A 14700-nucleotide genomic window follows, 5' to 3' on the forward strand; every position below is an offset into this window, starting at 1 on the left:
TCATTCCCCCGCTTTTTCGATCAGGCGCTCGAAGGCGGCCTTGTTGTCGGAACCGAAGGCGTAAAGCTCGGCGCTCCAGCCGGTCGTCGGGTCTTCGGCGACGAGGCGGCCGTTGTCGTAGCGCACGATGTTGATGGCCGGGTTGTCCTTGATGCCGTGGACGAGGCGTTCGCGGGCCATGCCTGACTGGATGACGGTGATGAAACCGCCATGGGGCAGGTCGGCAAGCACGGTGCCATCGGGGCGTTCGACAACGACGGCTTGCGCCGATTTGCCGATCAGGACGATGGGCGTGGTCTGGATCACGGTGCCTGCGGCGGGGGTGCCGACGCGGTCACGGCCTGTCGCGACCGAGTAGCTGGCAAGCGCGAGGGTGGAAAGCGCCAGCGCGGCCATGCCCAAAAGCAGGGTGCGCGGGATCATCTCTTTTTCGCGGTTCGGGGTGTGTGATGTGCTGTGCATGGTCATTTCCCCCTTATTCCGCTGCGACCGCGCCCATGGGCGCTTGGCGTGTGACGACGGGTTGCGAGAGCCGCGTCTCGGCGGCATCGGACAGGACGCGGGCCACGATGGCGGCATCGGGGATGCAGCGCAGCGCGGGTTCGGTCTGTTTCAGGTGCCAGGGCCGCGCATGCGGCCACATCTGCAGATAGGCAAGGCGGGTTTCGCCCTGGGTCTGCAAGGCGATGGTGCCTGTGCCGTTCGGCTTCGTCTCGACCGATGCCGAGGCGATCTGCACGAAGGGGATGTTATAGGTGACCGAAAGCGCGCCGATCCGCATCAGGACGCGGGCGGTGGTGACGGTATAGATCGTGGCGCGCGACTGTGCCCAAGCAAGGAACAGGATCACGCCGAAGGCCGCTGCCATCAGCATGGCATAGGGCAGGCCACGGGCGACGGCCATGATGGCCCCGCCGTCGGCAAAACCGTTGGCGGCTTTCCAGATCACGATCACGGCCATGTAGCCCATGATCCAGTTGAGTTTCCAAGCCTCGCGGGCAAGGGGAAGCACAGAGGGGCGGCCTTGCCAGAGGATGGATTCCCCCTTTGGCAGGGGCGCCGGAATGCCGGGTGCGGCATCGAAGGCGAAGTCGTCATGGTCTGACATCGTTCAGACCCTTTCATGTTGGGGTAAGACGGGGCGGCCCGGGCGCAGGCCGCCCCCCTTTTGTTCAGAAGCCGCTCTTGCGTTTGGCGGCGTCATACATCCAGCCACCGGCGACGTAGCCCGAGATCTTGTCTTCCTCGAGTTTGGTCACGGTGGTGAGGGATTTGGTCTGCGGGATGCCCGCAAAGCTGTCGGAGGCGATGGCGCGGACGCGGACGCGGTCGGGCCAGATGCGGGCCAGCGTCATCGGCACAAGCCGCTTGCCGCCGCCGTTCAGTTCGACTTCGAGGTAGCGCACCAGTTGTTCGGGCGCATCGACCCACATGTCCGACACGCGACCGACGATTTCGAGATCGGCACCCTGCACCGGCAGGCCGCGCGGATCGCGCCCGGCGCTGACGACAAAGCCCTTGGCCTGACCCATCGGGATGATCTTGGCATGGCCGTGGCCATCCAGTTCCGGTTCGTCACGGCGCGGTGCCCAGCTTGCGGGGCCGACACCATCGGCCATCGCATTGCCGGTGGGGGCATGCGGGAAGCCTTCGGAGACGGCGGTGCGGGCAAGGGCCAGATCGGTGCGGCGGTGTGCGGCTTCGTTCGCCGCCGAGGGCACCACGACATCGCCTTTGCCGAAGGGCAGGCGGAAGGTCTTGGGTTTCGGCACGGGGAAGGGGCCCTGGTTCGGGGCGGGCATGCCGTCCTCGGTCTCCAGCGGGTAGCCTTCGCGCATGTTTTCGGTTTGCAGGTAATAGACGAGCAGGGCGAAGAAGCCCCAGAAGAGCCAGATGGCAAGGCTTGCCAGATCGAAGTTGCCGAAGAAGTTCACACCAACCATTTTTTGGTCCTCCGAGGGTCAGGTGGGGAATTCGACGATGGCAAGACGCGCATCGCCGGAAGGCTTGGTTTCAGACAGGGGCCGGACGCGGACCAAGGGGCCGAGCACGGCAAGGGTCGCAAAGAGCAGCCCGATTTCAAGGTGGTAGACGAAAGAGTAGCCGAGGCTGGCGTCGGTCAGGCCAGCGCCCAGCCAGCCGTTGGTGGCGAGGTGACCGACAAGGTCACGCAACGAGCCGCCGAGGAAGATCGAGGCGCCTTGGGCGGTGGCTTGCGCGGCCCCCCATGCGCCAAGGGCGATGCCTGCACCGGCGAGGCCGCCGACAGAAAGCTGCATGGCGACGGTCAGGGTCGATATGGCGAAAAGGCCCGAGCCGAAGCCGATCATTCCGGCACCGGCGAAGAATAGCGCGGTGGAATGCAAGGGGCCTGCGAAGATGACGGCGACGAAGGCCACGATGCCTGCCAGCAGACCGCGTGCGGCCATGCGGAAGGGGTCGATGCCTTTCGACAGCCAGCGGGCGGCGAGCAGGAAGCCGATCAAGGCTCCGGCAGCCGACATCGCGGTGAGCAGGGTGGTCTGCGAGACGGAGAGGCCAAGAATCTCGCCGCCATAGGGTTCGAGAAGCACATCTTGCATGTTGAAGCCGAGCGTGCCGATGACGACGACGACGAGCAGGCGACCTGCGGTGCCGCTGGCCATCAGGTCGGCCCATGACGAGGAGAAACTGGTGCGCGGGGCGGCGCGTTCCTCGGCGGTCATCGGGCGGAAGCGTTCCTGCTTCCACAGCGCGATCAGGTTGAGGACCAGCGTGGCAAGGCCGCAGCCCTGCACGACGCGCACGAGGGTGAGGGGGCTGAAATCGGTGAGCAGCCAGCCGACGATGATGGCCGAGACACCCATGCCAAGCAGGTTCATGACGTAGAGCAGCGCCACCACGCGGGGCCGCGTCTCGTCGCTGGCGCGGTCGGATGCCAGCGCGAGGCCTGCGGTCTGCGTCATATGCATGCCGATGCCGGTCATCAGGAAGGCGAGGGCTGCAAGCACTTCGCCCGCGAAGGGCACGTCATAGGTGCGATCGCCCGACAGCACGATCAGCGCGAAGGGCATGACGGCAAGGCCGCCCATCTGCCACAGGCTGCCGAACCAGAGGTAAGGCACGCGCTTCCAGCCAAGGGCCGAGCGGTGGGTATCGGAGCGGTGGCCCAGAAGCGCGCGGAAGGGCGCGACGAGGACGGGAATGGCGATCATGGCGGCGACGACCATGGCGGGCACGGAAAGTTCGACGATCATCACGCGGTTCAGCGTGCCCAGAAGCAGGACCGAGGCCATGCCGACCGAGACCTGAAACAGCGACATGCGCAAAAGCTGCATGAGCGACAGGTCTTTTGACGCCACATCGGCAAAGGGCAGCCAGTTGGCCCCCAGCATTTGCAGATGCTTCTTGCGGATGATCACGGCCGGTACTCCAGACATTCCGAGATGTAGAAACCGCGAGTTACGCGGTCGATGCGCTTGAGCTGCCCTTTGGCATGGGCGGCGATGGTTTCGGCGGCGTGCGGGATCATGGTGGGCGAGCGGTCGGCGCGGGGGAACAGCTTGCCCAGCGTGAAGAAGGCCATGAGGAACGGCGTCTTCGGGGCCACGGTAAAGATGATGCCGCCGCGCGTGCGCTGGCCAAGCCGGTTCAGGATGCCGCCGATATCGGGGGCGGCGTAGTAGATCAGGCTGTCCATGGCGAGCACGAAGTCGAACCTGCCATGGGCGGCGTCGGTCATGTCTCCGGCAGCAAAGGTGACGCGCGAGGCCAGCGCCTTGGGCAGGCGGGCCTTGGCGATGCCGATCAATTGCGGCGAGATGTCGACGGCCAGCACGTCGGCTCCGCGACGGGCCAGTTCTTCGGTCATCGATCCCGTGCCGCAGCCCGCGTCGAGCACGCGGCAACCGCGCAGGTCGGCGGGCAGGCGGCCAAGCATGGTCGCCCGCATAAGGTCGCGGCCTTCGCGCACGGTCTGGCGGATGCGGCTGACCGGCGCGTCGCTGGTCAGGCGGTCCCAGACCGATGTCGCGCTGTGGTCGAAGTAGCGTTCGACCCTTTGGCGGGTGGCGGTGTAATCGGCCATATCAATCGAATCCCAGCAGTTCGAAGATTTCGCGGTCGGGCAGCGGTTCGGGCGTTGACCCCGTGCCTTGCACCGATCGCCACAGCGTTTCGGCAAGGCGCATGTATTCGGCGCGGGCCATCACGATGTCTTCGCTGTCGTCCATCTCGAACAGCGTCTTCTTCTTCAGGCGCGAGCGGCGGATGGCGTCGATGTCGGGCATATGGGCCAGGCGGTTGAAGCCGACGCGGGCGCAGTAGCGGTCAACCTCGTCGGTTTCGCGGCTCCGGTTGGCCACGCAGCCCGCCAGACGGACCTTGTAATTGCCCGATTTGGCTTGGACGGCGGCGATGATGCGGTTCATCGCGTAGATGCTGTCGAAGTCGTTCGCGGTGACGATCACGGCGCGGTCGGCGTGTTGCAGGGGGGCTGCAAAGCCGCCGCACACCACGTCACCCAGCACGTCGAAGATCACCACGTCGGTGTCTTCCAGCAGATGATGCTGCTTGAGCAGTTTCACCGTCTGGCCCACGACATAGCCGCCGCAGCCGGTGCCTGCGGGCGGACCGCCCGCCTCGACGCATTTCACGCCGTTGAAGCCGGTGGCCACGTAATCCTCGGGGCGCAGTTCCTCGGCGTGGAAATCGACCTCTTTCAGGATGTCGATGACCGTGGGCTGCAAGCGGCCGGTCAGGGTAAAGGTGCTGTCATGTTTCGGATCGCAGCCGATCTGCAACACGCGCTTGCCCATCATGGAAAAGGCGGCGGACAGGTTCGAGCTGGTCGTCGATTTGCCGATCCCGCCCTTGCCATAGACCGAAAAGACCTTGGCCCCTTCGATCTTGGTGTCATTGTCCTGATGGACCTGAACCGACCCTTCGCCGTCCAGACCCCGCAGATCGGGGATTTCGTCTTTCGGGCTCATGTCGTCTCCTTCGGGGCGGGCGCGCCCTTCATTTTCTGTCCATAAATATCCCGGGGGTGCGGGGGCTGGCCCCCGCTGGTCGGGTTCAGTCTGGGAAGCGTTCCGGTCATTCTGCCGCGATCCCTTCCAAGCGATCCTCAAGCTCGTCCGCCGCATGTTGCAGGGCGGAAAGCGTGTCGGCATCGGGTTGCCAGTAGTTGCGGTCGCTGGCTTCCAGCAGGCGTTGGGCCATGCGGCTGGAGGCTTCGGGGTTCAAACCTGCCAGACGGCGGCGCATCGCCTCGTCCAGCACAAAGGTTTCCGACAGGCGCTGATAGACCCAAGGGTCGACCTGCGCGGTGGTGGCCGACCAGCCAAGCGTGTTGGTCACATGCGCCTCGATCTGGCGCACGCCTTCAGCCCCGTGGCGCAACAGGCCCTCGTAGAATTTCGGGTTCAGGCTGCGCGAGCGGGTTTCCAGCGCGATCTGGTCTTTGAGCGTGCGGACGGTGCCCGCACCGCGCGTCTGGTCGCCGATGTAGACGGGGGTTTCCTCGCCGCCACGGGCGCGTTTCACCGCGCGGGCGATGCCGCCGAGCGTGTCGAAGTATTGGTCGACCGAGGTGACGCCGAGTTCGACGGATTCGAGGTTCTGATAGGCAAGGTCGACGTCTTTGAGCACCTGCTGCAGCAGGCCCGCATGTTTGACCGGCTTGCCGCCCATGCCATAGGCAAAGGATTTGCGGGATTCGTAGGCGTCGGCCAGTTCATCCTCGGCGCCAAAGGCGGACGATCCGACAAGGATATTGACGTTCGAGCCGTAAGCCCCTTCGGCGTTGGAGAACACGCGCAAGGATGCGGTTTCCATATCCACGCCCAGTTCGGCGGCCTGCCGCAGGGCGTGCTCGCGGATAAAGTTCTGCGACAGCGGCTCGTCGGCGGTTGCGGCCTTGTATGCGGCTTCGGCGAGCATCCGGGTTTGCAGCGGCAGCAGGTCGCGGAAGATGCCCGACAGCGTCATCACCACATCGATGCGCGGGCGGCCGAGTTCGGCAAGCGGGATCAGGTCGGCCCCGCACAGGCGGCCGTAATGGTCGAAGCGGGGCTTGGCCCCCATCAGCGCCAGCGCCTGCGACAGCGGCGAGCCGTCGGATTTGATATTGTCCGACCCCCAAAGCACGAGTGCCACCGAACGCGGCAGGCGGGCATGGGCGGCAAGCAGGCGTTCGGCCTGCGCCGCGCCATCGCGCAGGGCAAAGGCGGTGGGCATGCGGAAGGGGTCGAAGGCGTGGATATTGCGCCCGGTGGGCAGGATGTCGCGGCTTCGCAGCAGATCGCCGCCGGGAACGGGGGCGATGAAATGGCCGCCCAGCGCACGCAGCAGCGCGGGAATTTCGGTGTCTTGCGCCAGTGCTGCGTTCAGCGTCGCGGCATCCGCTCCGGTCAGGCCGATCAGGTCGGTCATGTTCTGGCGCATCTCGGGCGTCATCGGGCGGCCAAGGACGTGCAGGCCGTCGGTGATCAGCGCGTTCTCGGTGTCGAGAAGTTTCAGCCAAAGCGTGTCGGGGTCGGTCGCATCCAGATCGACGAGTGCCGCCTGTTCACGCAGCAGGGCGAGCAATTCGTCGCGTTCCGGCGCGTCGGTATCCAGTCCGCGCCAGCGGGTGAGCGAGTCCTTGAGATCCAGCAGGCCCTTGTACAGGCCCGATTGCGCCAAGGGGGGCGTCATATGGGTGATGGTGATTGCGTTCGAGCGGCGCTTGGCCAGCGTTGCCTCGGACGGGTTGTTCGACGCGTAAAGGTAGATGTTGGGCAGGTTGCCGATCAGCCGGTCGGGCCAGCAGCCGCCGCCGACGCCGGCCTGTTTGCCGGGCATGAATTCCAAGGCGCCGTGCATGCCGAAATGCAGCAGGGCATGGGCGCCGAAGTCTTCACGCATCCAGCGGTAAAAGGTGGTGAAGGCATGGGTGGGGGCAAAGCCGTGTTCGAACAGCAGGCGCATCGGGTCGCCCTCGTAGCCGAAGACGGGCTGGAGGCCGACGAAGACATTGCCGAACTGCGCGCCCAGCACCATGACGCCGCGCCCGTCGGTCTGGATGCGGCCGGGGGCGGGGCCCCAGACGGCTTCGACATCCTTCAGCCACGGGCTGCGGGCGACCATTTCGGCGGCGGGCACGATGGTGTGCACGTTGGCGGGTTGGCCGTAACGCTTGGCATTGCCGCCAAGAACCGCCTCGCGCAGGTCTTCGACGGTGGCGGGGGGTGTCAAGTCGTAGCCTTCGGCCTGCATGGCGTGCAGCGTGTTCAGGAGCGATTCGAAAACGCCGAGGTAGGCGGCGGTTCCGGCAGCGCCCGCGTTGGGCGGGAAGCCGTAAAGCACCACGGCGACCTTGCGCTTGAAGGTGGCGGAACGGCGCAGCGTTGCAAGGCGGGCGACCTTGTCGGCCAGCGCCTCGATCCGTTCGGGGCAGGGCGACATGGCGCGGTTGGTGACTGATTCGGCGGGCGCGCGGCAGTGGTGCGCGCAGCCGTCGCACCCGTTCAGATCGTGGCGTCCGGCAAAGACCGTGGGGTTGGTCGCGCCGTCGATTTCTGGCAGCGCGATCAGCATGGTGGTCTCGACCGGGCCAAGGCCACCGTTCGATGCGCCCCATTGGCCCAGCGTCTGGAATTCCAGCGGGTGGGCTGCGATGTAGGGCACGTCAAGTGCGCTAAGCGCCGTCACGGCAGCGGGGCTGTCGTTATAGGCGGGGCCGCCGACAAGGCTGAAACCGGTCAAGGAGACCAAGGCATCGACGCGGCCTGCGAAATAGGCGTCCATCGCGGGCCGACCGTCAAGGCCACCGGCAAAGGCGGGCAGGACGGCGATGCCTTTCGCCTCAAAGGCGCGGATCGCGGCGTCGTAATGGGCGGTGTCACTGGCGAGGATGTAAGAGCGCAGCATCAACAGGCCCACGGTCGCGGTGGCCCCTGCGGGGCGCGGGATTGCGGCGGGGTCGGTGGTGATGCGGGCGGCAAGATCGGGGTGGTAAAGGCCAACGTCGGGGTAATCGACTGGCGGTTTTGACGCCACGCCCTGCCAGTCGCGGTTTGTGGTGTAGCGCGAGACGAGGAAGCGGATCATCTGCTCGATATTGTCGTCGGACCCGCCGAGCCAGTATTGCATCGACAAGAACCACGCGCGCAGGTCCTGCGCCTTGCCCGGCAGGAAGCGCAGGATTTTGGGCAGGCGGCGCAGCATCTTCATCTGCTTTTCGCCCGACTTGCCCGAAGGCGCGCCCGACCCGCGCAGTTTCTTCAGGAATTGCATCGCGGCCGAGGCGGGCTTGGACATATCCAGATCGCCCATCCGTGTCAGCTTGACGATGGCGGGGTCGGCAATCAGGCCAACGAAGGCATCGGCGCGCAGGCTCGCGGCCTGCAATTGGGGCAGGATGGCGCGGATGTGTTCCTCGATGAACAGAAGGTTCGCCACGACGAAATCGGCGGTTTCCACGGCTGCGCGGGCAGCGGCAAGGGCTGCTGGGTTTTCGGCCCATTCGGCGGCGGCGTGGACCGAAACCTCGATCCCCGGAAAGTCGCGGGCAAGGCGGGGAGCGATGCGCGCGGCAGGGCCTGCGGCATGGGCATCGAGCGTGACGATGACAAAGCGGTAAACTCCCGCGCCCTTGTCGGGCGGGGTCAGGGTCGCGCGTGTCATCTGGTCATCGCGCATAATGTGCCTTTGCCTCATAGAGGGTTTCGACGTTGATTTCGGTCACGCCACGGTCGGCGGCGTATTTCTCGGTGTTGCGCTTGGCCTTGCCGCGCACGAAGAAGGGAATCTTCTTCAACTCGCGCTCGGCGGCATCGGCCCAGAACGGCTCTGCGGCAGGTGCCGCCCCGCTTTTCGCATTTTCTGTCTCTAAATATCCCACGGGGGGTGCGGGGGGTGTGAAACCCCCCGCGTCTTCGGGTTCCACCCGCGCCACGGCCTTGGCGCCGTGATGGCTTGGCCCTGCGGCATCGTGGAATTCGAAATCCTCGCGGAACATGGTCAGCAGGTGTTCTTCCAGACCCATCACAAGCGGGTGGATCCATGTGTCAAAGATGACATTCGCGCCTTCGAACCCCATCTGGGGCGAGTAGCGGGCGGGGAAGTCCTGCACGTGGACGGGTGACGAGATGACGGCGCAGGGAATACCCAGGCGCTTGCCGATGTGACGCTCCATCTGCGTGCCGAGGATCAACTCGGGTTGCAGGCGTTCGATTTCGGCTTCGACTTCCAGATAATCGTCGGTGATCAGCGCCTCGATGCCATGGGCTTTGGCGGCGGCGCGCATGGGCCGTGCGAATTCGCGGTTGAAGCAGCCCATGCCCACGACCTGAAAGCCGATCTCGGTCGCGGCGATGCGGGCGGCGGCGATGGCGTGGGTGGCGTCGCCGAAGATGAAGACGCGCTTGCCGGTGAGGTAGGTCGAGTCGACCGATGCAGACCACCACGGCAGGCGCAGCGCGCTTTCGTCGACGGTCGGCGACAGGCCGGTGAGGGCCGCCACTTCATGCAGGAAGTCGCGTGTGGCGCCGACGCCGAGGGGGACGGTCTTGGTCCACGGCTGGTTGCAGGTCCGTTCGAGCTGGCGCGCGGCGCCTTCGCCGGTTTCGGGGTAGAGCAGCACGTTGAAATGCGCCTGACCCATGCGGGCGATATCCGACGGGCGGGCGTCGAGCGGGGCCGCCACGTTGACCGTGATGCCCATGAGGGACAGCAGTTTCGTCACCTCGGCCACATCGTCGCGGTGGCGGAAGCCAAGGGCGGTCGCGCCGAGGATGTTGCAGGTTATGTTTGCCGTACGCGGCATCGGTTTGGCCAAATGCCGCACGATCTGGTGAAAGGTCTCGTCCGCGCCGAAGTTTTCCTTGCGCTGGTAGGAGGGCAGGTCGAGCGGGATCACCGGGATCGGCAGGCCGAGGGCTTCGGTCAGGCCACCCGGATCGTCCTGGATCAATTCGGCGGTGCACGAAGCGCCGACGATCATCGCTTCGGGCTGGAAGCGGGCATAGGCGTCGCGGGCCGCATCTTTGAACAGGTTGGCGGTGTCGCCGCCCAGATCGCGGGCCTGAAATGTCGTGTAGGTGACCGGCGGGCGGTGGTTGCGCCGTTCGATCATGGTGAACAGCAGGTCTGCGTAGGTGTCGCCCTGCGGGGCGTGCAGCACGTAATGCAGGCCCTTCATGCCGGTGGCGACACGCATGGCACCGACATGGGGCGGGCCTTCGTAGGTCCAGAGGGTAAGTTTCATGCGTTGGCCCCCGCTTGCAGCAGTGCCTTGCGGCGCAGGGGGCGCGAGAAGAGACCCGCAAGGTCGCCTGCCTGTTCGTAGAAATGGACGGGGGTGAACACCAGTTCGATGGCCCATTTCGTCGTGTGGCCCTTGGCTTCCAAGGGATTGGCGAGGCCGAGGCCGCAGACCGTCAGGTCGGGGTTCGCGGCGTGCTGGCGGTCGAGTTGCTTTTCGACATCCTGCCCTTCGGAAATCGTCGGGCCTTTGGCGATCAGATCGAGGTCGGGCCCGTGGATGGCGTCATGCAGGTAGGGGGTGCCGATCTCGATCGCCGTCATGCCGCATTCGCGGGTGAGGAAGCGGGCGAGGGGGATTTCAAGCTGGCTGTCGGGGAAGAAGAACACCGACTTGCCGACGAGTTCGGCGGATTGCGTGGCGATGGCCTTGAGCGCGCGGGCGCGGGGGGCGGCGGTGACGCGGTCGAAGGTGGCGTCATCGACGCCGAATTCGGTGGCGACAGCGCGCAGCCAAGCGGTCGTGCCTGCTTCCCCGAACGGGAACGGGGCCGCGATATGGGTTGCGCCACGGCGGGTGAGCGCGGCGTGGGTGTCGTTCAGGAAGGGTTGGACAAGCGCGAAGACGGTGTTCGCGCCCACGGCGGGCAGATCGCCCGAGCGGCGGGCGGGCAGCATGCGGACGGGGCCGATGCCCATGGCCGACAGCAGCGCGAGGCACTGGTCTTCGACGACGTCGGGCAACGCGCCGACGACGAGGAGTTCGCGGGCGGTGGTGCTGGCAAGCGTTGGGACCATCGCGGCAAGGCAGGCATCCTCGCCTTGGGTAAAGGTCGTCTCGATGCCGCTGCCCGAGTAGTTGTAAACCCGCACATGCGGGCTGTGCAGGCCCGAAAGCCGTTCGGCGGCGCGAGCGAGGTCAAGCTTGATGACCTCGGACGGGCAGGAGCCGACGAGGAAGAGCTGTTTGATGTCGGGACGGCGCGACAGCAGGCGCTGCACTTCGCGGTCGAGTTCTGCATTTGCGTCTGCAAGACCGGCAAGGTCTTTCTCTTCGAGAATCGCCGTGCCGAAGCGGGGTTCTGCAAAGATCATCACACCGGCGGCGGCTTGCAGAAGGTGGGCGCAAGTGCGCGATCCGACCACGAGGAAGAAAGCGTCCTGCATCTTGCGGTGCAGCCAGATGATGCCGGTGAGGCCGCAGAACACCTCGCGCTGGCCGCGCTCTTTCAACACCGGAGTGTCGCGGCAGCCGGTCGATTTGGCGAGGGTGGCGGGAAGGTCGAGGCTCATGCCGTGGCGCCTTGTGTCAGGGCGCCGTCGAGGCGGGCGAGGCGGAGTTTCCAGATGAATTGGGCAGCGTTCACCGCGTAGGTGGCATAGGCCAGAAGGGCCAGGGCCATAAGCTGCGGTTCGGTCAGCGCGCCGGTGAAAAGCGCAATGATATAAAGGGTATGCAAGCCGATGACGGCAAAGCTGAACACGTCTTCCCAGAAGAAGGCGGGGGCAAAAAGATACTGGCCGAAGACCACCTTTTCCCAGATCGCGCCGGTCACCATGATGACGTAGAGAAAACCGGTTTTCACCAGCACCGAGATGGTCGCCGCAGCGTAGCCGTCACCCGTCGCAAGGAAGCGCAGCACCAGGACGAGCGAGACGGCGAAGGCGAGGAACTGGGCCGGTGCCAGAAGCCCCTGAACGAGGGTCCACCGCGTTGCGTCACGGCGGGCGCGCTGCTCTTCGGTGTAGAGCCGCTTGCGCGGTGCGGGGTGGGCATCGGGGTGCATCTTGCGACGCCTCATATTTCAGCTTCTTGTGGGTCCAAGGTAGCGACAGGGGGCAGAGTGTCAACTGAAACTTACATATTTTTGCACGACATTGCGTAAAGAGATGCCGGGGGCCCGGGGCTGATTTGTCAAGAAACGCAGGATAAATTCCAACAAAAGCGGGTATTTGTGGTGCGCCATGCTGTTTGTGGCGAATGGCAGTGTCAATTTGCTTTGACATTCCTGTCGCCGGGGCAGAGATTGGTGCGAAGGATCTTTAGGTCTTGCGTGCGCGGGGTTTTCCCGTGTGCGATCCGAACAGATCCGGGAGCCGGTCATGCAGCATCAGATGCAAGGGACGACCGCGCGCCGGATGGAGGGCGTTATGGGCGACGTTACGCGGACCGGAGGCACGGACGGGGTGGCACATTTCGCCGCCGAAGTCCTCGCACGTTTGGTCAAGAGCGAAGCGGTCGCCGGTTCGGTGCTGAACGAGACGCTCGTGCTGCGGTTGATGCGGGCGGTCTCGACCGGCGATCCGGAGGCTTTCGGCGCGCTGCGGGCCGATTTCAAGCGGGCGCGCGTGTCGGCTGCGGTGCTGGCCGACCATTACATTCCCGAAGTTGCCCGCAGGTTGGGCAAGGGCTGGGCCGAGGATTGCGTGACCTTTGCCGATGTCACCATGGGCACGGCGCGCTTGCAGGCGATGCTGCGCGAGATCGGGCAGGACTGGTACGCCGATTCCGCAGGGGCTGCGGTGGGGCCGACGCTGCTGGTGATCATCCCCGAGGGCGAGCATCACACGCTGGGTGCGATGGTTCTGGCGGCAAGGCTGCGGCGCAGTGGCGTTTCGGTTTCGCTTCGGATCGGCGATCCGCCCCCTGTGCTTGCAACCTTTGTGCGCGACCGTAGTTTCGATGCTGCGCTGATCTCGGTTGCCTGCCACGAAAAGCTTGAAACTTCGGCAAGACTTGTCAAAACGCTGAAGGATGCGACCAAGGGCAGGTTGAAGATTGCGTTGGGCGGGGCGGTGCTTGCAACCGGGGAATACTGCGCGTCGAACACGGGCGCGGATGTCGTGACCAACGATATCGAAGCGGCGTTGAAGGGGTTGGGATTGCTGGAGCACTCCGCTGAAAGAGAACGGGTCTGAGACGGAACAAGAGGTGCCGTTCCGCTGCTGCGGGGCGGGCCCAAGGAAGCTGGGAACGACGTGACAACTGACGGCAGACATCTTTTGCATGGCGGAAAGCTTCCGCTGATCGCGCCCGATCTCTTGAGCGAGATTCTGGCGACTGCGTCGGATATCGCGCTTCTGGTTTCGCCGTCGCGTCGGATCATCTCGGTGATGGTCAACCCGCATCATCGCAGCTTTGGCCAGTTGACCGATTGGGAAGGCGGCAATCTGCGCGATGTGCTGACCGACGAGAGCAACCGCAAGTTCGAGGCGCGTCTGGCCGATCCGCATGCCAAGCGGATGCCGGGGCTGGCGATCGAGCTGAACCATGCCGATCAGGCGCATTGGGAGTTTCCGGTGCGCTATTCGATCCATCGCATCGGCAACGACGCTTCCCTGTTGATGATGGGCCGCGACCTGCGCCCCGTGGCCGAGGTGCAGCAGCAGCTTGTGCAGGCGCAACTTGCGCTCGAGCGCGATTACGAGAATCAGCGCGAGCTGGACACGCGGTACCGCGTGCTGATGGAAGTGTCGCGCGATCCGGTGGTGATGGTGTCGATGGGCACGGGGCGGATCACCGATCTGAACCCTGCCGCAGCGCTTTTGCTGGGTGGCGTGCGGGCCGATCTGGTGGGTGCGGCCGTCGCGCAGGAATTCGAGGGGCGCAGGCGCGGCGAGTTTCTGGAAAGCATGTCGAACCTTGCCGTTGCCGAGCGCAACGCACCGATCGAATTGACCGCGCGTCGCTCGCAGAAGCGGGTTTTCGTCACACCCACTGTGTTTCGTGCGGCCGGCGAGCGGATCTTGCTGTGCCAGCTTGATACCGCGCAGGCGGGCGGCACGGCGACGGATGAATTGGCGGCCAACCTTTCGCGGCTTTATCACGAAGGTGTCGACGGGATCGTGTTCTGCGACGCCGAGGGCAATATCCGCGCCGCGAACGAGGCCTTCCTGAACCTGACCGACACGGCGAACATGGCCGCGATCAAGGGGCGGTCGATGGCCGATTTCCTTGCGCGCGGGGCGGTCGATCTGCGGGTGCTGATCGACAACGTCAAGCGCACTGGCCAGTTGCGGATCTATGCCACGCGGCTGACCACCGATTTCATGGGCCAGATCGCGGTCGAGATTTCCGCGACTTGGCTGAACGACCGCCCGAACCCCGTGCTGGTTCTGGTGGTGCGCGATTCCAGCCGTGCCGATACGATGCGCCGCCCGCCCCTGGGCCAGCATGACGATGGCGTGCGTAACGTGATGGAGTTGGTCGGGTCGTCGACGCTGAAGGATATCGTGGCCGAGACGACGGATGTGATCGAAAAGATGTGCATCGAGACGGCGCTGGAACTGACGCGCAACAACCGTGTCGCGGCGGCCGAGATGTTGTCGCTGTCGCGGCAGTCTCTTTACGTGAAGCTGCGGAAATACGGGCTGATCAACAAGGGCGACGAGTAACCCCTAAAACTTGCGCGACTTTGACTTGGGTCAAGGTCTGTGCGCCCCAAACTGTCAATCTGGGTTGACACATGGAGG

General features: G+C 65.0%; 12 protein-coding genes. 2 read left to right on the forward strand and 10 right to left on the reverse strand.

Annotated elements, in window-relative coordinates; all coding sequences use genetic code 11:
• The 10 genes from puhC to bchF all read right to left on the reverse strand — a co-directional run bounded on the left by puhC (nt 1) and on the right by bchF (nt 12029).
• The gene (gene puhC, locus HYN69_RS05375) at nt 1–462 is read right to left on the reverse strand and encodes a photosynthetic complex assembly protein PuhC (RefSeq protein ID WP_230426493.1); all 462 of its coding nucleotides are present in this window, start codon (nt 460–462) and stop codon (nt 1–3) included.
• Nucleotides 463–475: 13 nt separating this feature from the next.
• Entirely contained in the window at nt 476–1108 is a 633-nt protein-coding gene (puhB, locus tag HYN69_RS05380) for a photosynthetic complex putative assembly protein PuhB (RefSeq protein ID WP_108434845.1), read from the reverse strand.
• A gap of 64 nt (nt 1109–1172) precedes the next feature.
• The gene (gene puhA, locus HYN69_RS05385; RefSeq protein WP_108434846.1) at nt 1173–1943 is read right to left on the reverse strand and encodes a photosynthetic reaction center subunit H; all 771 of its coding nucleotides are present in this window, start codon (nt 1941–1943) and stop codon (nt 1173–1175) included.
• Between the two features lie 18 nt (nt 1944–1961).
• Nucleotides 1962–3401 (reverse strand): PucC family protein, encoded by a 1440-nt coding sequence (locus HYN69_RS05390; protein ID WP_407925254.1) that lies wholly within the window; start codon nt 3399–3401, stop codon nt 1962–1964.
• Nucleotides 3398–4066, reverse strand: a complete 669-nt coding sequence (gene bchM, locus HYN69_RS05395) for a magnesium protoporphyrin IX methyltransferase (RefSeq protein ID WP_108434848.1) — start codon at nt 4064–4066, stop codon at nt 3398–3400. Before bchM ends, HYN69_RS05390 begins: the two co-directional genes overlap by 4 nt.
• Nucleotide 4067: 1 nt before the next feature.
• Nucleotides 4068–4970, reverse strand: a complete 903-nt coding sequence (bchL, locus tag HYN69_RS05400) for a ferredoxin:protochlorophyllide reductase (ATP-dependent) iron-sulfur ATP-binding protein (protein ID WP_108434849.1) — start codon at nt 4968–4970, stop codon at nt 4068–4070.
• A 106-nt stretch (nt 4971–5076) separates the two neighbouring features.
• Nucleotides 5077–8664: a magnesium chelatase subunit H gene (locus tag HYN69_RS05405; protein ID WP_407925248.1), complete on the reverse strand. Its 3588-nt coding sequence runs from the start codon at nt 8662–8664 to the stop codon at nt 5077–5079.
• Nucleotides 8654–10231, reverse strand: a complete 1578-nt coding sequence (bchB, locus tag HYN69_RS05410) for a ferredoxin:protochlorophyllide reductase (ATP-dependent) subunit B (protein ID WP_108434850.1) — start codon at nt 10229–10231, stop codon at nt 8654–8656. Before bchB ends, HYN69_RS05405 begins: the two co-directional genes overlap by 11 nt.
• Nucleotides 10228–11520: a ferredoxin:protochlorophyllide reductase (ATP-dependent) subunit N gene (locus HYN69_RS05415; protein WP_108434851.1), complete on the reverse strand. Its 1293-nt coding sequence runs from the start codon at nt 11518–11520 to the stop codon at nt 10228–10230. The genes bchB and HYN69_RS05415 overlap by 4 nt, the downstream gene beginning before the upstream one ends.
• Nucleotides 11517–12029 (reverse strand): 2-vinyl bacteriochlorophyllide hydratase, encoded by a 513-nt coding sequence (bchF, locus tag HYN69_RS05420; protein ID WP_230426494.1) that lies wholly within the window; start codon nt 12027–12029, stop codon nt 11517–11519. Before bchF ends, HYN69_RS05415 begins: the two co-directional genes overlap by 4 nt.
• 313 nt (nt 12030–12342) lie before the next feature.
• Here bchF and HYN69_RS05425 point away from each other — a divergent pair, with 313 nt between their 5' ends.
• Together HYN69_RS05425 and ppsR are read left to right on the forward strand one after the other, a co-directional pair.
• Nucleotides 12343–13146 carry a cobalamin B12-binding domain-containing protein gene (locus tag HYN69_RS05425; protein ID WP_230426495.1) on the forward strand — a complete coding sequence of 268 codons (804 nt, stop codon included), beginning with the start codon at nt 12343–12345 and terminating at the stop codon, nt 13144–13146.
• Nucleotides 13147–13206: 60 nt separating this feature from the next.
• Nucleotides 13207–14622 carry a transcriptional regulator PpsR gene (gene ppsR, locus HYN69_RS05430; protein WP_108434854.1) on the forward strand — a complete coding sequence of 472 codons (1416 nt, stop codon included), beginning with the start codon at nt 13207–13209 and terminating at the stop codon, nt 14620–14622.
• The last annotated feature ends 78 nt before the right edge of the window (nt 14623–14700 follow it).

It is taken from the genome of Gemmobacter aquarius, from assembly GCF_003060865.1.
Classification (GTDB): Bacteria; Pseudomonadota; Alphaproteobacteria; order Rhodobacterales; family Rhodobacteraceae; genus Paragemmobacter; species Paragemmobacter aquarius.